Annotated in this window: 22 protein-coding genes; 12 read left to right on the forward strand and 10 right to left on the reverse strand. The window is 59.9% G+C overall.

Annotated elements, in window-relative coordinates:
- Positions 1 to 13: 13 nt before the first annotated feature.
- The gene (locus BHC62_RS23220; RefSeq protein WP_070996288.1) at positions 14 to 550 is read right to left on the reverse strand and encodes a DUF4946 domain-containing protein; all 537 of its coding nucleotides are present in this window, start codon (positions 548 to 550) and stop codon (positions 14 to 16) included.
- Positions 551 to 742: 192 nt separating this feature from the next.
- Between BHC62_RS23220 and gloA the strand changes: the two genes are divergently transcribed.
- Positions 743 to 1264: a lactoylglutathione lyase gene (gloA, locus tag BHC62_RS23225; protein WP_070996289.1), complete on the forward strand. Its 522-nt coding sequence runs from the start codon at positions 743 to 745 to the stop codon at positions 1262 to 1264.
- 120 nt (positions 1265 to 1384) lie between these two features.
- Here gloA and ahpF read toward each other — a convergent pair whose 3' ends face one another.
- From ahpF to BHC62_RS23240, 3 genes are all read right to left on the reverse strand, one after another.
- On the reverse strand, positions 1385 to 2938 hold the full coding sequence (gene ahpF, locus BHC62_RS23230; RefSeq protein ID WP_070996290.1) for an alkyl hydroperoxide reductase subunit F: 1554 nt from the start codon (positions 2936 to 2938) through the stop codon (positions 1385 to 1387).
- Between the two features lie 127 nt (positions 2939 to 3065).
- The gene (ahpC, locus tag BHC62_RS23235) at positions 3066 to 3629 is read right to left on the reverse strand and encodes an alkyl hydroperoxide reductase subunit C (protein ID WP_010210361.1); all 564 of its coding nucleotides are present in this window, start codon (positions 3627 to 3629) and stop codon (positions 3066 to 3068) included.
- Positions 3630 to 3761: 132 nt separating this feature from the next.
- Positions 3762 to 4694 (reverse strand): site-specific integrase, encoded by a 933-nt coding sequence (locus BHC62_RS23240; protein WP_070996291.1) that lies wholly within the window; start codon positions 4692 to 4694, stop codon positions 3762 to 3764.
- 195 nt (positions 4695 to 4889) lie between these two features.
- Between BHC62_RS23240 and BHC62_RS23245 the strand changes: the two genes are divergently transcribed.
- Complete coding sequence (locus BHC62_RS23245) at positions 4890 to 5897, forward strand: DNA-binding protein (protein WP_070996292.1); 1008 nt, start codon at positions 4890 to 4892, stop codon at positions 5895 to 5897.
- Here the strand turns inward: BHC62_RS23245 and gorA are convergent, their stop codons facing one another.
- Together gorA and galU are read right to left on the reverse strand one after the other, a co-directional pair.
- A complete protein-coding gene (gene gorA / locus BHC62_RS23250; protein ID WP_070996293.1) occupies positions 5898 to 7256 on the reverse strand; it encodes a glutathione-disulfide reductase in 1359 nt (452 codons plus the stop codon).
- A gap of 101 nt (positions 7257 to 7357) precedes the next feature.
- Positions 7358 to 8197: a UTP--glucose-1-phosphate uridylyltransferase GalU gene (galU, locus tag BHC62_RS23255; RefSeq protein WP_029294645.1), complete on the reverse strand. Its 840-nt coding sequence runs from the start codon at positions 8195 to 8197 to the stop codon at positions 7358 to 7360.
- A 308-nt stretch (positions 8198 to 8505) separates the two neighbouring features.
- Between galU and BHC62_RS23260 the strand changes: the two genes are divergently transcribed.
- Both BHC62_RS23260 and BHC62_RS23265 read left to right on the forward strand, forming a co-directional pair.
- On the forward strand, positions 8506 to 8691 hold the full coding sequence (locus BHC62_RS23260) for a hypothetical protein (protein ID WP_029294643.1): 186 nt from the start codon (positions 8506 to 8508) through the stop codon (positions 8689 to 8691).
- Between the two features lie 145 nt (positions 8692 to 8836).
- Positions 8837 to 9118 (forward strand): hypothetical protein, encoded by a 282-nt coding sequence (locus BHC62_RS23265; protein ID WP_029294641.1) that lies wholly within the window; start codon positions 8837 to 8839, stop codon positions 9116 to 9118.
- 9 nt (positions 9119 to 9127) lie between these two features.
- Here the strand turns inward: BHC62_RS23265 and BHC62_RS23270 are convergent, their stop codons facing one another.
- The 4 genes from BHC62_RS23270 to BHC62_RS23285 all read right to left on the reverse strand — a co-directional run bounded on the left by BHC62_RS23270 (position 9128) and on the right by BHC62_RS23285 (position 11536).
- Positions 9128 to 9358 (reverse strand): hypothetical protein, encoded by a 231-nt coding sequence (locus BHC62_RS23270; protein WP_029294639.1) that lies wholly within the window; start codon positions 9356 to 9358, stop codon positions 9128 to 9130.
- Between the two features lie 74 nt (positions 9359 to 9432).
- Positions 9433 to 10284 (reverse strand): c-type cytochrome, encoded by an 852-nt coding sequence (locus BHC62_RS23275; protein ID WP_371128930.1) that lies wholly within the window; start codon positions 10282 to 10284, stop codon positions 9433 to 9435.
- A 68-nt stretch (positions 10285 to 10352) separates the two neighbouring features.
- Complete coding sequence (locus BHC62_RS23280) at positions 10353 to 11003, reverse strand: cytochrome c (RefSeq protein ID WP_029294635.1); 651 nt, start codon at positions 11001 to 11003, stop codon at positions 10353 to 10355.
- Positions 11004 to 11185: 182 nt separating this feature from the next.
- Positions 11186 to 11536 carry a hypothetical protein gene (locus BHC62_RS23285; RefSeq protein ID WP_029294633.1) on the reverse strand — a complete coding sequence of 117 codons (351 nt, stop codon included), beginning with the start codon at positions 11534 to 11536 and terminating at the stop codon, positions 11186 to 11188.
- A gap of 213 nt (positions 11537 to 11749) precedes the next feature.
- On the opposite strand from BHC62_RS23285, the gene BHC62_RS23290 reads away from it, so the two are divergent.
- The 8 genes from BHC62_RS23290 (at position 11750) to modC (ending at position 18188) form a co-directional block, all read left to right on the forward strand.
- Positions 11750 to 12052 (forward strand): DUF1883 domain-containing protein, encoded by a 303-nt coding sequence (locus BHC62_RS23290; RefSeq protein ID WP_003173824.1) that lies wholly within the window; start codon positions 11750 to 11752, stop codon positions 12050 to 12052.
- 26 nt (positions 12053 to 12078) lie between these two features.
- Positions 12079 to 12246 carry a hypothetical protein gene (locus tag BHC62_RS28655; protein ID WP_092236342.1) on the forward strand — a complete coding sequence of 56 codons (168 nt, stop codon included), beginning with the start codon at positions 12079 to 12081 and terminating at the stop codon, positions 12244 to 12246.
- A 32-nt stretch (positions 12247 to 12278) separates the two neighbouring features.
- Entirely contained in the window at positions 12279 to 12947 is a 669-nt protein-coding gene (alkB, locus tag BHC62_RS23295; RefSeq protein WP_070996295.1) for a DNA oxidative demethylase AlkB, read from the forward strand.
- Between the two features lie 394 nt (positions 12948 to 13341).
- Positions 13342 to 14418: a bifunctional DNA-binding transcriptional regulator/O6-methylguanine-DNA methyltransferase Ada gene (gene ada, locus BHC62_RS23300; RefSeq protein ID WP_070996296.1), complete on the forward strand. Its 1077-nt coding sequence runs from the start codon at positions 13342 to 13344 to the stop codon at positions 14416 to 14418.
- A gap of 70 nt (positions 14419 to 14488) precedes the next feature.
- Positions 14489 to 15553 (forward strand): nitronate monooxygenase family protein, encoded by a 1065-nt coding sequence (locus BHC62_RS23305; RefSeq protein WP_070996297.1) that lies wholly within the window; start codon positions 14489 to 14491, stop codon positions 15551 to 15553.
- Between the two features lie 113 nt (positions 15554 to 15666).
- Entirely contained in the window at positions 15667 to 16422 is a 756-nt protein-coding gene (gene modA / locus BHC62_RS23310; protein ID WP_371128931.1) for a molybdate ABC transporter substrate-binding protein, read from the forward strand.
- Positions 16423 to 17103, forward strand: coding sequence for a molybdate ABC transporter permease subunit (gene modB, locus BHC62_RS23315; protein ID WP_070996299.1), 681 nt, complete (start codon positions 16423 to 16425; stop codon positions 17101 to 17103).
- A complete protein-coding gene (modC, locus tag BHC62_RS23320; RefSeq protein ID WP_083335477.1) occupies positions 17103 to 18188 on the forward strand; it encodes a molybdenum ABC transporter ATP-binding protein in 1086 nt (361 codons plus the stop codon). The genes modB and modC overlap by 1 nt, the downstream gene beginning before the upstream one ends.
- The last annotated feature ends 28 nt before the right edge of the window (positions 18189 to 18216 follow it).

The following is an 18216-nucleotide window of genomic DNA, read 5'->3' on the forward strand; positions in this document are numbered from 1 at the left end:
TAGCCATCACCGATCAAAGTTTCAGGCTTGCACGCACCGCGCTGACTTCGTCTTTGCTCGACTCATAAGCCTGCGCTTGTCCGGCGTATGAAAAAACATAGGCCTTATTCGTATCAATAGCGCCCACCAGTGTTTGCGAGAGCACATGCCGACCGTTCTCGGTAATCACGCAGGTAGTTTCCAGCGCTTCAAGATGACTTAAGGTGGTCGCGTGCATCTTGTTGCAGACACTTTGATAACCACTGCGCGCAAAGTCCTTCTGGATGGACTTGCGCATCTCCAGCAATACACCTTGCAGATTGACCACATGCCCTGGCTCGATCGGCGTGCCCGTCAGCTCCATGACCATCAGCGTCTCGCCATTTTCATCGTTCTTTATCGCGCGCTGACGGGAAACCGTTGACGGCTTGGCCGGCGTATCGGCATCCGCGACAACCTCCTCCACCTGCCAGCCGCTGGGCCAATGAATTTCGGGCTCGGCCGCCAATACAGAGGTACAACCGAAGATCAGGCAAAAGGTGGTCAACAATGGTTTGCTCAATCGGCTCATTGCAAAAAACACTCGAAGTTCAAGCCGCAAAGTTTGAGCCTGACCATGGGCCGCTCGCAAGGCCCGCGTGAGTTTTTCATTTGGCGCGGCCGGCGCAGCTTGCGTATCATGGTTTCGCTGCACAGATCTGCCGCAAGCCAAAGGGCCGCTCAATCCACGAGCTGCGCCTGCCCCATTTTTTCTGGAGGGCCCATGAGCCTGCACGAATTGAACACCTTCCCGGGCGTCACCGCCCAACCCGACACCGCCACTTCGAACTTCGTGTTCAACCACACCATGCTGCGGGTCAAGGACATCACCAAATCGCTGGACTTCTATACCCGCGTCCTGGGTTTCTCCCTGGTTGAGAAACGCGACTTCCCGGAAGCCGAATTCAGCCTGTACTTCCTCGCCCTGGTCGATAAGGCGCAAATCCCGGCCGATGCCGCCGCGCGCACCCAGTGGATGAAGTCTATCCCAGGCATCCTGGAACTGACCCACAACCACGGCTCCGAAAACGATGCCGATTTCTCCTACCACAATGGCAATACCGACCCACGCGGCTTTGGCCATATCTGCATTTCGGTGCCGGATATCGTTGCGGCCTGTGAGCGGTTTGAAGCGTTGGGCTGTGATTTCCAGAAACGCCTGACCGATGGCCGCATGAAAAGCCTGGCGTTTATCAAGGACCCGGACGCCTACTGGGTCGAGATCATCCAGCCAGCACCGCTGTAAACGGGCGCATACCCTGTAGGAGCAGGCTTGCCGGCGATTGCATCCCAGGCCAACCAGCTCCCACAAAAGCAACACCCAAAAAAAACCCATGATCGCTCATGGGTTTTTTAGTTTCAGGCCTTACGCTCGGATCAGGTGATCAAAAGCACTCAGGGAAGCCTTGGCGCCCTCACCCACGGCAATCACGATCTGCTTGTACGGCACGGTCGTTACGTCACCGGCGGCAAATACGCCTGGCAGTGAAGTCTCGCCACGGGCATCGACAATGATCTCACCACGGGGCGACAGCTCCACGGTGCCCTTGAGCCAATCGGTGTTGGGCAGCAAACCGATCTGCACAAAGATGCCTTCCAGGTCGATGGTCTTGAACTCGCCGGTATCGCGGTCCTTGTAGGCCAGGCCGGTGACTTTCTGGCCATCACCCTTGACCTCACTGGTCAACGCACTGGTGATCACGTCAACGTTCGGCAGGCTGTAGAGCTTGCGCTGCAACACGGCGTCGGCGCGCAACTTGCTGTCGAACTCGAGCAAGGTCACGTGGCTGACAATACCGGCCAAGTCGATAGCCGCTTCAACGCCGGAGTTACCGCCGCCAATCACCGCCACACGCTTGCCCTTGAACAGCGGACCATCGCAGTGCGGGCAGAAGCACACGCCCTTGGCCTTGTATTCCTGCTCGCCCGGCACACCCATTTCGCGCCAGCGCGCACCGGTCGCCAGGATCACGGTCTTGGACTTGAGAGTCGCGCCACTTTCAAAGCGAATTTCGTGCAGTTCGCCGGGATTTTTCGCCGGGATCAAGCTGCTGGCGCGCTGCAGGTTCATGATATCCACGTCGTACTGACGCACGTGGGCTTCCAGGGCGCTGGCCAGTTTCGGGCCTTCGGTTTCCTGCACCGAGATAAAGTTCTCGATGGACATGGTATCCAGCACCTGCCCACCAAAACGCTCGGCGGCCACACCGGTACGGATGCCTTTACGCGCAGCGTAGATGGCGGCCGCAGAGCCGGCTGGGCCACCACCGACCACCAACACATCAAAAGCGTCTTTGGCGCTGATTTTCTCGGCTGCTTTTTCGATACCGCTGGTGTCGAGCTTGGCGAGGATTTCTTCCAGGCCCATGCGACCCTGGCCGAAGTTCACGCCATTGAGGTAGACGCTAGGGACCGCCATGACCTGACGCTCGTCGACTTCAGCCTGGAACAGCGCGCCGTCGATAGCAACGTGGCGGATGTTCGGGTTGAGTACGGCCATCAGGTTCAACGCCTGGACCACGTCCGGGCAGTTCTGGCAGGACAGCGAGAAGTAAGTCTCGAAGTTGAACTCACCTTTAAGGCTACGAATCTGTTCAATCACTTCGACACTGGCCTTCGAAGGGTGGCCACCGACTTGCAACAGGGCCAGCACCAACGAAGTAAATTCATGGCCCATGGGGATGCCGGCAAAACGCAGGCTGATATCGGCACCCGGGCGGTTGATGGAGAACGATGGCTTGCGCCCGTCGTTACCATCGGTGTTCAGGGTAATCAGGGTAGTGAGGCTGGTTACGTCCTGCAAAAGGGCAAGCATTTCCTGGGATTTCGCACCGTCGTCGAGGGAGGCGACGATCTCGATCGGCTGGGTGACCCGTTCCAGGTATGACTTCAACTGAGCTTTAAGATTGGCGTCCAACATACGGGCGATTTCCTATTAATTCGGTTTATTGCGGACAAAAAAACGCCCGAGCGAATCTCGCCCGGGCGTTTTGAGGGCGGATGCAGCTTACTTAGGTGCGGTAATCCGCCCTTGATACATCACAGACTTAGATCTTGCCGACCAGGTCCAGGGACGGAGCCAGAGTGGCCTCGCCTTCTTTCCACTTGGCTGGGCACACTTCGCCTGGGTGGGCAGCGACGTACTGGGCAGCCTTGATTTTGCGCAGCAGCTCGGAAGCGTCACGGCCAACACCGCCGTCGTTCAGTTCAACGATCTTGATCTGGCCTTCCGGGTTGATCACGAAAGTGCCGCGGTCTGCCAGGCCAGCTTCTTCGATCAGCACGTCGAAGTTGCGGGAGATGGTCAGGGTCGGGTCGCCGATCATGGTGTACTGGATCTTGCCGATGGCTGGCGAGGTGTTGTGCCAGGCAGCGTGGGCAAAGTGGGTGTCGGTGGAAACGCTGTAGATCTCGACGCCCAGTTTCTGGAATTCGGCGTAGTTGTCAGCCAGGTCTTCCAGTTCGGTTGGGCAAACGAAAGTGAAGTCGGCTGGGTAGAAGAATACGACAGACCACTTGCCTTTCAGGTCAGCGTCCGACACGTCTACGAAGTTGCCGTTTTTGTAAGCGGTCGCTTTGAACGGTTTTACTTGGCTGTTGATGATAGGCATCGTTGACTCTCCGTCAGGGGTTAGTAAGTTGATGGGTGAATCCTACCCAGTCTCATTGCCGATGGCTCATTGGCAAACCTGATGCTGCCGATTGGTTTTGGCTATCAACCAACTGTATTAATAGAAGAAATCTTAAAGCAGCGGATCGCGGGCCAACGTCATGCCAAGAAAGGGCGTCGCTTCAACATAGCGCATGGCTGACTTCATGTCCTTCCAGCCGACATACGTCATCAACGACTTCAAATCCCAGCCGCTGCGATGGGCCCAGGTGGCAAAGCCACGGCGCAGGGAGTGGCTGGTGTACTGCTCGGCGGCAATGCCTGCTCGCTCAAGGGCCTGGCGCAGCAATGGGATCACGCTATTGGCATGCAACCCCTCCTCGCCCAGGTTGCCCCAGCGATCGATCCCGCGAAACACTGGGCCGCGTACCAGGGCCGAGGCGCTCAGCCATTCGCTATAGGCCTGCACCGGGCACAGGCGCAGCAGCGCCGGGGCTTGATAGGTCTTACCGAGGTTTTCGCGATCACTCTTGCTGCGTGGCAAGTACAAGGTGATGCCCGCGCCCGGCACCGCCTGCACGTGTTCGATCTGCAGCCGACACAACTCATCACTGCGAAAGCCGCGCCAAAAGCCCAGCAGGATCAATGCCCCATCGCGCTTGGCGCGCAGCCAGCGCGGTCGATCGTCCTCTGCCCGCGCCTGCTCAGCTTCACCCGCCAGGTAACTGACCACCTGCTCCAGATGCTGGAGCTGCAAGGGTTCGGCCTGTTTTTCCTGGGCGGGATGCAAAGCGCGGATGCCCTTGAGCACTTTGCGCACCACCGGCGCCTTGGTGGGGTCTGCAAAGCCCTGGCTGGTGTGCCATTGCGCCAGCGCCGAAAGCCGCAGCTTCAACGTGTTGACCGCGAGCACCCCGGCATGGGCCACCAGGTATCGCGCCACACTGTCGCTGGTGGCCGGCAGGAAGCCGCCCCAACTCACTTCAAAGTGTTCGATGGCAGCGCGATAGCTGCGGCGGGTGTTATCGCGGGTGGCGGCGTTCAGGTAACGATCTAGATCACTCATACCGCTATCGCCGGCAAGCCGGCTCCTATAAGGGTTGGTGTACGGGTGCTGGGCTCGGATGGGGCCGGCAACCGCTGACAAGGGATAATACGCCAATATCCCATGTGTAAAATCATGAATTCAAACGTATTTTAATTTGTGATATGGTACGTATATACATAATACATACCACAGTATCAAATCGACGGAGACCCCATGGCTCGCGGCGGCATCAATAAAGCAGTAGTTCAAACGGCACGCCTGGCAATCCTCGCCCGTGGCGAAAACCCCAGCATCGACGCCGTACGCATCGAGATGGGCAATACCGGCTCGAAAACCACCATCCACCGCTATTTGAAGGAGCTGGACGAGAGCGAAACCCGCCTCTCCATCACCGAAGCGCCCATCGACGATGAGCTTGGCGAACTGGTCGCACGCCTGGCCCAGCGCCTCAAAGAGAAAGCCCAGGAGCCTATCGACCTGGCGCTGGCGCAGTTCGAACAGCACAAAAGCGCCCTGCTCGCCCAGGTAGAAGCGCTTGAAGCGGCGCGCAGCCAACTCCAGCAGCAATTCGATATCCAGGCCGCCGCCCTCGCCGAAGAAAGCGCCGCCCTGCAAACCGCCAGCACCAGTTTGCAGACCGAGCAAACCCGTAACGCCGGGTTAAGCCAGGCGTGCAGCGATTACGAGCTGCGGATTTCGGATAAGGACGAACAGATTCGTTCGCTGGAAGAAAAACACCTGCACGCGCGCGATGCCCTTGAGCACTACCGCAACGCGATCAAAGACCAGCGCGAGCAGGAACAACGCCGCCATGAAGGCCAGTTGCAGCAGCTCCAGGCCGAGTTACGCCAGGCACAGCAGAGCGCCATGGTGCGCCAGGATGAAATCACCCAGTTGCATCGTGATAATGAGCGGCTATTGATCGAACACCGAGTCACGGCCAAGGAATTGACCGCCTTGCAGGAACAAAGCCGCAAAGATCAGGCCCAGCAGCTCAAGTTGAACGAACAGGTGAGCCTGATTGATAGCGAACGCACCCTGCTCCAGGAGCGTCTGCGGGTAGCCGTGCTGGACAGCCAGTCACGCCAGGAGGCACTTGCCGAGCAACAGCAGACTCACAAAACCCTGGAACTGGACCTGATCAAGGCCCAGGCCACCATCGAGGCGCTGCGCCTGGCCACCGTCGTTGCAACGGCGCCAGAGGCAGCAACCGAAAGCTGATCAGTCAGCCACTGGTGTGCGCATGGTGACGAATTCTTCCGCCGCCGTAGGATGCACGCCGATGGTCTCGTCGAAATGCTGCTTGGTCGCCCCCGCCTTGAGGGCGATCGCCAGGCCCTGGACGATCTCGCCCGCATCCGGCCCGACCATGTGGCAACCCAGCACCTTGTCGGTGTCGGCGTCCACCACTAGCTTCATCAGCGTGCGCTCCTGGCATTCGGTCAGTGTCAACTTCATTGGCCGGAAGCGGCTTTCGAAGATCTGCACGTTATGCCCATCGGCCCGGGCTTGTTCTTCGCTCAGGCCCACGGTGCCGATATTCGGCAGGCTGAACACCGCCGTAGGAATCATCGCGTAGTCCACCGGGCGATACTGCTCAGGCTTGAACAGGCGACGCGCCACGGCCATGCCTTCGGCCAGTGCCACCGGGGTCAATTGCACGCGACCAATCACGTCACCAATGGCCAGGATCGAAGGCTCGGCAGTCTGGTACAACTCGTCGACCTCGACAAAACCACGCTTGTCCAGTTTGACCCCTGTGTGCTCCAGGCCCAGGTTATCCAGCATCGGGCGCCGACCGGTGGCGTAGAACACACAATCTGCCTCCAGCACACGACCGTCTTTCAAGGAGGCCTTGAGGCTGCCATCGGCCTGCTTGTCGATACGCGCGATATCGGCGTTGAATTGCAGGTCCAGGCCGCGTTTGGTCAGCTCTTCCTGCAAGTGCTTGCGCACCGCACCATCAAACCCTCGCAGGAACAGATCACCGCGATACAGCAGCGACGTCTGTGCGCCCAAACCATGGAAAATCCCGGCGAACTCCACCGCGATGTAACCACCGCCAACCACCAGCACTCGCTTGGGCAGCTCTTTAAGGAAGAACGCCTCGTTGGAGCCAATGGCGTGCTCATGCCCTGGAATTTCGGGAATCTGCGGCCAGCCGCCGGTGGCGATCAGGATGTTTTTGGCAGTGAAACGCTGGCCGTTGATCTCGACCTCGTTGGGCCCGGTCAGGCGCGCATGGCCTTCGTGCAGGGTCACTCCACTGTTGACCAGCAGGTTACGGTAGATGCCGTTGAGGCGATTGATTTCGCGATCCTTGTTGGCGATCAGTGTCGCCCAATCAAAGCTCGCCTCGCCCAGGGACCAGCCAAAGCCGCTGGCCTGCTCGAAGTCTTCGGCATAGTGCGCACCGTAGACCAGCAGCTTTTTCGGCACGCAGCCAACGTTGACGCAAGTCCCGCCCAGGTAGCGGCTTTCCGCCACGGCCACCTTTGCGCCAAACCCGGCGGCAAACCGCGCCGCTCGCACACCGCCGGAACCGGCGCCAATTACATACAGATCAAAATCGTAGGCCATTTCACTCTCCTCGGCAGGGCATCAGGATACCCGCTTGCGCCCAAAAAACCAGAAAGCCACCCGAAGGTGGCTTTCTTGAGGTTCAACAGGCAATGCTTAAATCAGTAAGCCTTGCCAGTCTTGTAGAAGTGCTCGTAGCAGAAGTTGGTCGCCTCGATGTAGCCTTCAGCGCCACCGCAGTCAAAACGACGGCCCTTGAACTTGTAGGCAATCACGCAACCGTCCTTGGCCTGCTTCAACAAGGCGTCGGTGATCTGGATTTCGCCGCCCTTGCCTGGCTCGGTTTCTTCGATCAGCTTGAAGATATCCGGGGTCAGGATGTAGCGACCGATGATCGCCAGGTTCGACGGGGCATCTTCCGGCGCCGGCTTCTCGACCATGTCGCGTACACGGATCAGGCCATCGCCAATGTCGTCGCCAGCGATCACGCCGTACTTGTTGGTTTCCGAAGGATCGACTTCCTGCACCGCAACGATGGTGCAGCGGTACTTCTGGTACAGCTTGACCATCTGGGTCAAGACGCCGTCGCCTTCCAGGTTGACGCACAGGTCGTCCGCCAGGACAACGGCGAACGGCTCGTCACCGATCAGTGGGCGACCAGTAAGGATTGCATGGCCCAGGCCTTTCATCTGAGTTTGGCGAGTGTAGGAGAACGAACACTCGTCGAGCAGCTTGCGGATACCAACCAGGTATTTTTCCTTGTCGGTGCCCTTGATCTGGTTTTCCAGCTCATAGCTGATGTCGAAGTGGTCTTCCAGGGCGCGCTTGCCACGACCGGTAACGATGGAGATTTCGTTCAGGCCGGCATCCAGTGCCTCTTCGACGCCGTACTGGATCAGTGGCTTGTTTACCACCGGCAGCATTTCTTTAGGCATGGCCTTGGTCGCTGGCAGGAAGCGAGTGCCGTAACCGGCTGCTGGGAACAAGCATTTCTTGATCATATAAGTCCTTAATAAGGGCTGTGCGTACGAAATTCGGCGCAGTCTAATCAGGCCGCAGCGACCTTACAATGGGCGCTGCTGGCGTTGCGATGTCAACATAGAGAAAAAATGTCGGCGTTAGTTCCGCCCGTGTGCAAACAAGCGAACCCAATGACGGCGGAAAAACATCCCGCCCCCCGATTTCAAAGGGCCGTATTCTTTTTAGCACGCTTTAGGGGGTTCGGCACTGACCTGCAACAACTTGCGCGCCCCCATGGCATTTGGCGCTATCATTGCTCGCTTGAACCAGACCACGAGATTGTTAATAGATGTCAGAACCAAAAGGCGTAAACGGCTACCTGATCACCAAGCGAGCAGACGGCTGGCACCTGATCAATTTTCATGGCGACAGCGTTGCCGGGGCATTCGCTACCGAAAGCCAGGCGATTGCAGTAGCCGAAGTGTTTGTGGATGAGGCCGGCCACGCGTCGAGCAAACGACCAAAGGGCAAATAAGCCCTTGCGATTGCGCAAAAAGCCCCGGTGAACGGGGCTTTTTTGTGATTGTCTGTACCTTGATGGCCGTTGGCTATAATCTCGCTGAAAACGCCCCACGACAGTGTCTGCGCGCCCCTTAACATTTCTCAACGACGAACCTTACATGAACAAGATTCTGGCACTGATCTCGGTACTGGCGCTCGCCGGCTGCACCACCACTTCCGACATTTACCTGAAAAACGGCGAACAAGGCCTGACCATTGATTGTTCAGGCGAGGCCAACTCCTGGGCCAGCTGCTACGAGAAGGCCGACGCCTCTTGCGCGGGTACCGGATACCGTATCGTCGGCACCGAAGGCACGCCAGCCTTGAAGGACAGCGACAAGACCCTGGGCGCCGATGTGGGCAACTTCAAGGGCCGCAGCGTGGTAGTGGTCTGCAAGTAAACCGGGCGCTTACATGTGAATCTCGGCGAACTTGATGCCAAGGCCGCGGATGGTGTCGATCAGGTCATCCAGCTTCTCAAAGGATTCGACCTCATCATGATCATCCACCAGGAAAAAGCTGCGCCCGCCGCTTTTCTTGAAAAACACGATCCACTCCCCTGAATTGGCCGGATTTTGAATCACATGGGTCGCAGAGATGTGACCCTCTGCATGCCGCTCTTTGACACGTTCACGCTTCATAATTGGTTTTCCAGAATGACAATGCCGCTCAAACCCCGGGGTTTGAGCGGCATTTTTTGTGTTCAGGCAGTAGTTTAACGGATGCCTTGGCCAATCAGCACGCCATCGACCGTTTGCCCGTACAGATTCACACCATCATTGGCGTGAAACTTGACGCGGGTTTTCTCCACGGAGCCGTCCACCAGTCGCGGGTCCTGCGGGCGCTCATGGCGATTGACGTAGGCTGCCACGTCCCAGGCCTGCTGGTCGGTCAAGCTCCCGCCCTTGCCCAGCGGCATGTTGTGCTTGATAAAAGAAGCCGCCGTGTTGATCCGATGCATACCGGCGCCCCAGTTGTAGGAATCCTTACCCCACAACGGTGGCATCACGTAGTTGTCGCCCACCTTCTGCCCCTGCCCCTCGGCGCCATGGCACACCGCACACTGCGCCTTGTACACCTCGGCACCTTGCGCCAGGTTGTAGCCTTTGGCCGGCGGTGGCACCTCGGGATAGCCGCGCCCCGGCAGCTCCACGCCCAAAGGTGCCTTGCTCGCCAGCCAGTAGGCATAGGTCGACAGCGCGGTAATCTCGTGACTGTCGGCTGCCGGAGGCTTGCCGCCGTTCATGCTGAACTGGAAACAGCCCTGCAGACGTTCGGCGAACGTGTTGACCTTGTCGTTCTTTTTTCGGTACGCGGGGTACATCGGGTAGGCGCCCCACAGCGGCGCCGAATTGGCCAACCGTCCCTGATCCAGGTGGCAGTTGCTGCAGTTAAGGCCGTTGCCGACAAACTGTGGCGCCAGGCGCTTGGTATCGACGAACAACGCATAGCCCTGCATCACCAGCTTGCCGTAGGCGTTGTCGGGCAATTCGCTTTCCTGAGGCGGCTGGAACGCCGTAGCGGCAGGCACCGCAGCGGGCACCTTCAGTTGCGACTGATCTTCCATGGCAATCGGTGCCGCCCAGGCAGGCGCACTGATCAACGTGACAAACACGGGTGCAAATGACAGCTTCTTCATGGTTTGACCTCCTGGCCAGGCAAGGAGGCGAAATAGTTTGCGATCCCCTGCACTTCGTCATCGGTCAGGGATTTGGCCACATGCCCCATCAAGTCATTGGGATCATTGTGCCGGGTGCCACTGCGCCAGGCATTGAGCTGAGCAGCCAGATAAGCCGCAGACTGCCCTGACAACGGCGGGAACGCCTCGCCCACCCCCACACCCGACGGGCCATGGCAACTGACACACGCCGGGATCTGCCGCTCCCAGGCGCCTTGCAACGCCAGTTTTTCGGCAGGATTAGTGGGGGTAGCGCTGCGATGGCCGGCGGGCACAACCGGCGCCGGCATCGCCGCCAGTGTCTGGCTCACCGCAGCGATTTCTTCCTCGGTCAGCGCCTTGGCCAGCGACGTCATCACCGGGTTGCTACGCGCGCCACTTCTGAAATCATGCAGTTGTTTGCTCAAATAACCCGCTGGCAACCCCGCCAGCCTGGGAAACCCCGCAGCAGCCAACCCCAGGCCATCCGCCCCGTGGCACGCCATGCACGCGGCAGCGCCAGGCTGCGCGCCACCTTCACTGAATACCTTTTTGCCCTCCAGCGCTTGCGCGCTGCCGAGCATGAGTAGCAAGGCGCCACCCATCAACACTCTCTCCACAGACATCATCACGACTCCATTTTTATAGTTATATGCTTAGACCTACAATGCATAAGCCTACAAATGGTAGGGTAATGAGCTGACAGTCACAACCGCAGCGTAAGAAATTGCGGACAATAAAAAGCCCGGCACTGCAACCGCAGGCCGGGCTTCTTGATCGGAGTTGATCGCGTATGAGCGGCGCCGTGAACTCAGCCGGAAATGCAGTCTTCCGCAGCTTTTTTCACGTCACCCGGACGAATCGGCACATTGGACATGCTCTCGTAGAGCTTGATGCTGCTACCGCTGGAGCGGTCTTCGATTTCAAAAATGGCCGAAGGGTCAGCCGAAAACTTCTGCGGCACAATCACCCGCACACCTTCCTTGTGAGGTTCGATCTGCGACGGACGACGGGTCGACGACAGTTTTTGCACCACACACGCCGCGTATTCCTGCGGTTTTTTCCCGGAGATAACCGCCAGTGTCGGCGGTGTCTGCTTGATGTCTGAAACCGAAGCACATCCACCTATTGCCAGGGCCAGAACCAATACACTCCACTTCATACAAAACCTCCGATAAAGACCCTACGACAGCGGGGATGGTATTTTTCTCCCGCCCACGTAGGATTTATCCCTGATATATCGGTAAATAACTGTTTTAAATTGTCGAAGACGTCGACGACGACCCGATAATAAACGTGCTGGGGCTGATAAACTCCATCTTAACCTACGTATCGTTCTGATTTTTCAGAAAAAGCCCTTCTGGAGACACCCCCCATGAAATTCATCCACCAGCGCGAACACTTGAACGAAGGGGATATTGTCGTCATTGAATGCTCGCAGACCTGCAATATTCGTCTGATGAGCGATGCGAATTTTCGCAGCTTCAAAAACGGCGGTCGCCACACTTATCACGGCGGTGCATTCGATAAGTTCCCGGCCAAGATCACCGCGCCGAGCACCGGGTTCTGGAACATTACCCTGGACGTGGTAACGCGCCGTGCCATCAGCGTTACGCGCAAGCCGGCGTTGTCCCATAAAATCCGCATTGTTCGCCGCACCAGCACCAAACTCAGCTGATTGCGCCCCACGCCACAGGAACGACCGTGACTCAAACCACCAAATACGTCATCAAGTACAAACTCAACGGCGAGCGCCGCTTCGAATTTGCCCAGTTACACGCGGCGAGCATCGAAGAAGCCCAACAGGCCTTGGCCAAGATTCATGATGCCAGTGACCAGATAACTGAAATCACTGTGAGCAAGGCCCTGTAAAATCCTCACCCGCAACGGAGTGATTGTGCAACATGGACCCTCATTCCACCGGCGATCTGTTCAGCGACGAGGCCTTGCAGCAGCCGGCCCGTCGCGAGCAGATTGGCGAACAGTCTTACGTCCTCAGGGGCTATGCCCTGCCTTGGCTTGAGCGCTTGTTACCGGAGTTGCGTGCGGTACTGGCCCAGTCACCGTTCCGGCAAATGGTCACCCCCGGTGGCTTTACCATGTCGGCCGCGTTGAGCAGTTGCGGTGACCTGGGCTGGACCACTGACCGCCAAGGCTATCGCTACAGCCCCATCGACCCCGAGCGCCAACAGCCCTGGCCGGCATTGCCGAACGTCCTGCGCGAGTTGGCGACAACGGCAGCCGCCGCTGCGGGGTTCGAGGGCTTTGCCCCGGACGCCTGCCTGATCAACCGCTACGTTCCAGGCGCAAGGATGTCGCTGCACCAAGACAAAAACGAGCGCGACTTCAGTGCACCTGTGGTCTCGCTCTCCCTGGGGCTGCCGGCGGTGTTTCTGTTCGGTGGCCATCAGCGCAGTGACAAGCCCCAGAAAACTTCCCTGTTCCATGGCGATGTGGTGGTCTGGGGCGGTGTCGACCGCCTGCGCTTTCATGGCGTGCTGCCGATCAAACACGGCGTACACCCGCGCATGGGCCCACAACGGATCAACCTGACGTTTCGCAAGGCAGGCTGACCCTTGAAAACTGGCACTTCGGTGTGTCTGGTAGAACTTGGCGGGGCTCTTGGGGCGGCTTCGCCACCCAGCGCGGGGCAAGCCCGCTCGCCACAGGAAACCTGCGATCCACAGTAAGTTGCAACCCTGTGGCGAGGGGGCTTGCCGGAACGCCGTATCGCCCCCGTTGGGCTGCGGGAGCAGCCCCAAAACCGACCACCTCGGTGTACCTGGCACAACTTAGTGAGGCTATTGGGGCTGCTGCGCAGCCCGGCGCGGGGCAAGCCCGCTCGCCACATTGAGCGCGCTACGGCAAGCGTCATTGCCAGGGTGAATTCGACCGCAAGTAACGGAGTGTCCAACTCCACCTCAGCGGTTATTCTGGGTGACACTGTTGCGCTGTCGAGCCATTGCCATGACCACTGAAGATGACCTGCGTTGGGCCGCGATTGTCGCCCGCGATGCCACAGCGGACCTGACGTTCGTCTACGGGGTCAAGACCACCGGCGTGTATTGCCGCCCCAGCAGCAGCGCACGTCAGCCACTGCGCAAGAACGTCGAGTTTTTCGACACCCCGCAGCAGGCCGAAGCAGCCGGCTACCGCCCCAATAAACGTACCTCGGCCGATCAAACCCAGGTCGCGCAGCGCCATGCGCACCTGGTCGCTGCGGCCTGCCGGCAGATCGAGCAGGCCGAGGCGCTGCCCTCCCTGGAGGACCTGGCCCAAGGCGCCGGCCTGAGCCCGTTCCATTTCCATCGGGTGTTCAAGACCCTGACTGGGTTGACGCCGAGGGGCTACGCCCGCGCCCATCGCTCACGCAAGCTCAGGGCGCACCTGCAGGACAATCAGTCGGTGACCGACGCGCTGTACGATGCAGGCTTCAACTCCAACAGCCGCTTCTACGCGTCAGCCAACCAGTTGCTTGGCATGAAGCCCAGCGACTACAAGGCCGGTGGCAGCCATAACGACATTCACTTCGCTGTCGGCGAGTGTTCGCTGGGCGCAATTCTGGTGGCCCAGAGCAATCGTGGCGTGTGTGCCATCTTGCTGGGCGATGATCCGGATCAGCTGGCTCGCGACCTGCAAGACCAGTTCCCCCAGGCCAATGTGATCGGCGCCGACCCCGACTTTGAACAGTTGATTGCCCAGGTGGTGGGGTTTATCGAAGCTCCGGCCCTGGGCCTGAACCTGCCCCTGGACCTGCGCGGCACCGCCTTCCAGGAGCGGGTCTGGCAGGCCTTGCGGGAAATTCCGGTAGGCAGCACGGCCAGCTATGCCGAGATCGCCCAGCGCATCGGCGCGCCCACCGCATTTCGCGCCGTGGCCCAGGCCTGCGGCGCCAATTGCCTGGCCGTGGCGATTCCCTGTCACCGCGTGGTCCGCAGCGATGGCCATCTTTCAGGTTACCGGTGGGGCGTGGAGCGCAAGCAGCAGTTGCTCCAGCGCGAACACAACACCCCGCATGAACAATCGGCGACGTCCAGTGAATAATACAGACTGGCCTTGCCTGGGCCGCCCCTGTTAAAAGGGCCAGACCGTTAATCCAATGGAGAAGCACCCCATGAGCACCTGGCCAGACACGCGGATTCTTGACCTGCTGGGCATTGAACTGCCGATCATCCAGGCGCCCATGGCCGGCAGCACCAGCCCGCAGATGGTGATCGCCGCAAGCCAGGCCGGCGCCCTCGGCTCCATGCCTGCCGCCACCTTGAGCATCGATCAACTGCGCCAGGCCCTGACCACCATTCGCCAGGCCAGCGAGCGCCCGCTGAACGTCAATTTCTTCTGCCATCAGCCGCCGGCACCCGACTCCGAGCGCGATCACCAGTGGAAGCAGATCCTGGAGCCGTATTACCGGGAATTGGGCGCCGATTTTGACGCGCCCACCCCGGTCTCCAATCGCGCACCGTTCGATAATGCCGCCTGTGAAGTGGTGGAAGAGTTTCGCCCGCAGGTCGTCAGTTTCCACTTCGGCCTGCCGGAAAAGTCTCTGCTCGATCGGGTCAAGGCCACCGGTGCAAAAGTGCTGTCGTCCGCGACCACGGTTGAAGAAGCGATCTGGCTGGAACAGCATGGCTGCGATGCAATCATCGCCATGGGCTATGAAGCGGGCGGGCATCGCGGGATGTTCCTCAACGACCGCCTGACCAGCCAGATCGGCACCATGGCCCTGGTGCCCCAGGTGGTGGATGCGGTCAACGTGCCGGTGATCGCCGCCGGCGGGATCGGTGATGCGCGGGGGATCGTCGCCGCGTTCGCCCTTGGCGCCTCGGCCGTGCAGATCGGTACGGCCTACCTGTTCACGCCCGAGGCCACTATCACGCCCTCCCACCATCAGGCGCTGCATAGTGCCCCGGCCAGCGAAACGGCACTGACCAACCTGTTCACCGGCCGCCCGGCGCGAGGGATCGTCAATCGGGTGATGCGCGAACTGGGGCCAATTAACCCCACAGCCCCGGCGTTTCCCTTGGCCGGTGGTGCGTTGATGCCGTTGCGCGCCCTGGATGAAGCCGACTTCAGCAGCCTGTGGGCCGGCCAGGCGTTGCGCCTGGGCCAGGATCTGCCAACACGCGAGCTGACCCTGAGGCTGGCCCGCCAGGCGCTGGCACAACTCAACAAGGGCTAGACCCCTGAGGCAACTTTGCACTGTACCGACGATGGCGAACCGCTATATATTCACGTACATAGCGACTAACTCTAACAAGCCGCCACGTCGGCACTCCAAGGAGCTGCTTCATGATGATCCGCGCCTCACGCCTGGCCCCTACCGCCCTGATCGCGCTCTTTACCTTGGGCTCGGCCCAGGCCGACGAAGTCCAGGTGGCGGTCGCCTCCAACTTCACCGCACCGATCCAGGCCATCGCCGCTGATTTCGAAAAGGACACTGGCCACACGTTGGTCGCCGCCTACGGGGCGACCGGGCAGTTCTATACCCAGATCAAGAACGGCGCGCCGTTTGAAGTGTTCCTCAGCGCTGACGACACCACCCCGCAAAAACTCGAAAGCGAAGGCGACACCGTCAAGGGTTCGCGCTTCACCTACGCGGTGGGCACCCTGGCGCTGTGGTCGGCCAAGGAAGGTTATGTGGATGCCAAGGGCGCAGTGCTGAAGAAAAATGAATACCAGCACCTGTCCATTGCCAACCCGAAAGCTGCACCCTACGGCCTCGCTGCCACCCAGGTGCTGGCCAAACTGGGCCTGACCGAACAGGTCAAGAGCAAGCTCGTCGAAGGGCAGAACATCACCCAGGCCTATCAGTTCGTGTCCACCGGCAATGCCGAATTGGGTTTTGTGGCCTTGTCGCAGATCTACAAAGACGGCAAAGTCAGCAGCGGCTCGGCGTGGATCGTCCCTGGCGAGATGCATGACCCGATCAAACAGGACGCGGTGATCCTCAACAAAGGCAAGGACAACCCGGCCGCCAAGGCATTGGTTGACTACCTCAAGGGGCCTAAAGCCGCTGCCGTTATCAAATCCTACGGTTATCAACTGTAAATGCCGCTATCGAGTGCCGATTTTTCCGCGATCTGGCTGACCCTGAAACTCGCGTCGCTGACCACCGTGATTCTGCTGATCATCGGCACTCCCATCGCCCTATGGCTGTCGCACACGCGCTCCTGGTGGCGCGGGCCGATAGGCGCGGTGGTCGCCCTGCCGCTGGTGCTGCCGCCGACGGTGATTGGCTTCTACCTGCTACTGACCATGGGGCCCCACGGTTACCTCGGGCAGTTCACCCAATGGCTGGGGCTGGGCACCTTGACCTTCAGCTTTGCCGGCCTGGTGATTGGCTCGGTGATCTACTCCATGCCGTTTGTGGTGCAACCGTTGCAAAACGCGTTCTCGGCCATTGGCAGCCGGCCCCTGGAAGTCGCTGCCACCCTGCGAGCCAATCCCTGGGATACGTTTTTCAGCGTGATCCTGCCGCTGGCCCGCCCCGGATTTATCACCGCGTCGATCCTTGGCTTTGCCCACACCGTGGGCGAGTTCGGCGTGGTGCTGATGATCGGTGGCAATATCCCCGACAAGACCCGCGTGGTCTCGGTGCAGATCTACGACCATGTCGAAGCCATGGAGTACGCCCAGGCCCACTGGTTGGCCGGGGCCATGGTGGTGTTTTCTTTCCTGGTGTTGCTGGCGCTCTACTCCAGCCGTAAAACCAAGGCAGGCTGGAGCTGATGTCGATGATTGAAGTGCGCCTGCAACTGAACTATTCCGGGTTTGCCCTGGATGTTGACCTGAAGCTGCCGGGGCGCGGCGTCACCGCGCTCTACGGGCATTCGGGCTCGGGCAAAACCACGTGCCTGCGCTGCATTGCCGGGCTGGAGCGGGCCGGCGATGGTTTTGTGCAGATCAACGATCAGGTCTGGCAAGACAGCCGCAACGGTGTATTTGTGCCACCGCACAAGCGTGCCCTCGGCTATGTGTTTCAAGAGGCGAGCCTGTTTCCCCACCTGTCGGTGCTGGCCAACCTGGAGTTCGGCCTCAAGCGCATCCCCAAGGGCCAGCGCCGCGTAGACCTGGCCCAGGCCACGCAATTGCTAGGCATCGGCCACCTGCTCGATCGCCATCCGCAGCATTTGTCTGGCGGCGAGCGTCAACGCGTCGGCATCGCCCGCGCCCTGCTCACCAGCCCGCAGCTATTGCTGATGGACGAACCCCTGGCCGCCCTCGACAGCCAGCGCAAAGGCGAAATCCTGCCGTACCTGGAGCGCCTGCACGACCAACTGGAAATCCCGGTGTTGTACGTCAGCCATGCCCAGGATGAAGTGGCGCGCCTGGCCGATCACATTGTCCTGCTCAGTGAGGGCAAGGCCCTGGCCAGCGGCCCGATCGGCGAAACCCTGGCGCGGCTCGACCTGCCACTGGCCCGTGGCGACGATGCCGGCGTGGTTATCAATGGAACCGTCAGCAGCCATGACGCCCACTACCAACTGCTGACCCTGCAACTGCCCGACAGCCCGCTGCAAATGCGCGTGGCCCATGCCCCGCTCGACCTGGGCAAGCACCTGCGGTTCAAGGTCCAGGCCCGGGATGTCAGCCTCAGCCTGCAACCCGGGGAGCACAGCAGCATCCTCAACTGCTTGCCCGTGACCGTGACCCAGGAGATCCCCGCCGACAACAGCGCCCATGTGCTGGTGCGGCTCGACGCGGCGGGCACACCGCTGCTGGCGCGGATCACCCGTTACTCGCGGGACCAACTGCAGGTGCATCCCGGCCAGGCGCTGTGGGCACAGATCAAGGCGGTCGCGGTACTGGCTTGAACGGACGGCACAGGGCTGCGGTCAATCA

Source organism: Pseudomonas sp. 06C 126 (assembly GCF_001855215.1).
Taxonomy (GTDB): domain Bacteria; phylum Pseudomonadota; class Gammaproteobacteria; order Pseudomonadales; family Pseudomonadaceae; genus Aquipseudomonas; species Aquipseudomonas proteolytica.

Coding starts and splice junctions, on each gene's coding strand:
- alkB (WP_070996295.1), top strand. CDS start 12,279: ATGGACCCTCATTCCACCGGCGATCTGTTCAGCGACGAGGCCTTGCAG.
- ahpC (WP_010210361.1), bottom strand. CDS start 3,629: ATGCCTATCATCAACAGCCAAGTAAAACCGTTCAAAGCGACCGCTTAC.
- modC (WP_083335477.1), top strand. CDS start 17,103: ATGTCGATGATTGAAGTGCGCCTGCAACTGAACTATTCCGGGTTTGCC.
- BHC62_RS23305 (WP_070996297.1), top strand. CDS start 14,489: ATGAGCACCTGGCCAGACACGCGGATTCTTGACCTGCTGGGCATTGAA.
- BHC62_RS23270 (WP_029294639.1), bottom strand. CDS start 9,358: ATGAAGCGTGAACGTGTCAAAGAGCGGCATGCAGAGGGTCACATCTCT.
- galU (WP_029294645.1), bottom strand. CDS start 8,197: ATGATCAAGAAATGCTTGTTCCCAGCAGCCGGTTACGGCACTCGCTTC.
- BHC62_RS23240 (WP_070996291.1), bottom strand. CDS start 4,694: ATGAGTGATCTAGATCGTTACCTGAACGCCGCCACCCGCGATAACACC.
- ahpF (WP_070996290.1), bottom strand. CDS start 2,938: ATGTTGGACGCCAATCTTAAAGCTCAGTTGAAGTCATACCTGGAACGG.
- BHC62_RS23245 (WP_070996292.1), top strand. CDS start 4,890: ATGGCTCGCGGCGGCATCAATAAAGCAGTAGTTCAAACGGCACGCCTG.
- BHC62_RS23260 (WP_029294643.1), top strand. CDS start 8,506: ATGTCAGAACCAAAAGGCGTAAACGGCTACCTGATCACCAAGCGAGCA.
- ada (WP_070996296.1), top strand. CDS start 13,342: ATGACCACTGAAGATGACCTGCGTTGGGCCGCGATTGTCGCCCGCGAT.
- BHC62_RS23265 (WP_029294641.1), top strand. CDS start 8,837: ATGAACAAGATTCTGGCACTGATCTCGGTACTGGCGCTCGCCGGCTGC.
- BHC62_RS23275 (WP_371128930.1), bottom strand. CDS start 10,284: ATGGAAGATCAGTCGCAACTGAAGGTGCCCGCTGCGGTGCCTGCCGCT.
- BHC62_RS23280 (WP_029294635.1), bottom strand. CDS start 11,003: ATGATGTCTGTGGAGAGAGTGTTGATGGGTGGCGCCTTGCTACTCATG.
- gorA (WP_070996293.1), bottom strand. CDS start 7,256: ATGGCCTACGATTTTGATCTGTATGTAATTGGCGCCGGTTCCGGCGGT.
- BHC62_RS23220 (WP_070996288.1), bottom strand. CDS start 550: ATGAGCCGATTGAGCAAACCATTGTTGACCACCTTTTGCCTGATCTTC.
- BHC62_RS23285 (WP_029294633.1), bottom strand. CDS start 11,536: ATGAAGTGGAGTGTATTGGTTCTGGCCCTGGCAATAGGTGGATGTGCT.
- modA (WP_371128931.1), top strand. CDS start 15,667: ATGATCCGCGCCTCACGCCTGGCCCCTACCGCCCTGATCGCGCTCTTT.
- modB (WP_070996299.1), top strand. CDS start 16,423: ATGCCGCTATCGAGTGCCGATTTTTCCGCGATCTGGCTGACCCTGAAA.
- BHC62_RS23290 (WP_003173824.1), top strand. CDS start 11,750: ATGAAATTCATCCACCAGCGCGAACACTTGAACGAAGGGGATATTGTC.
- gloA (WP_070996289.1), top strand. CDS start 743: ATGAGCCTGCACGAATTGAACACCTTCCCGGGCGTCACCGCCCAACCC.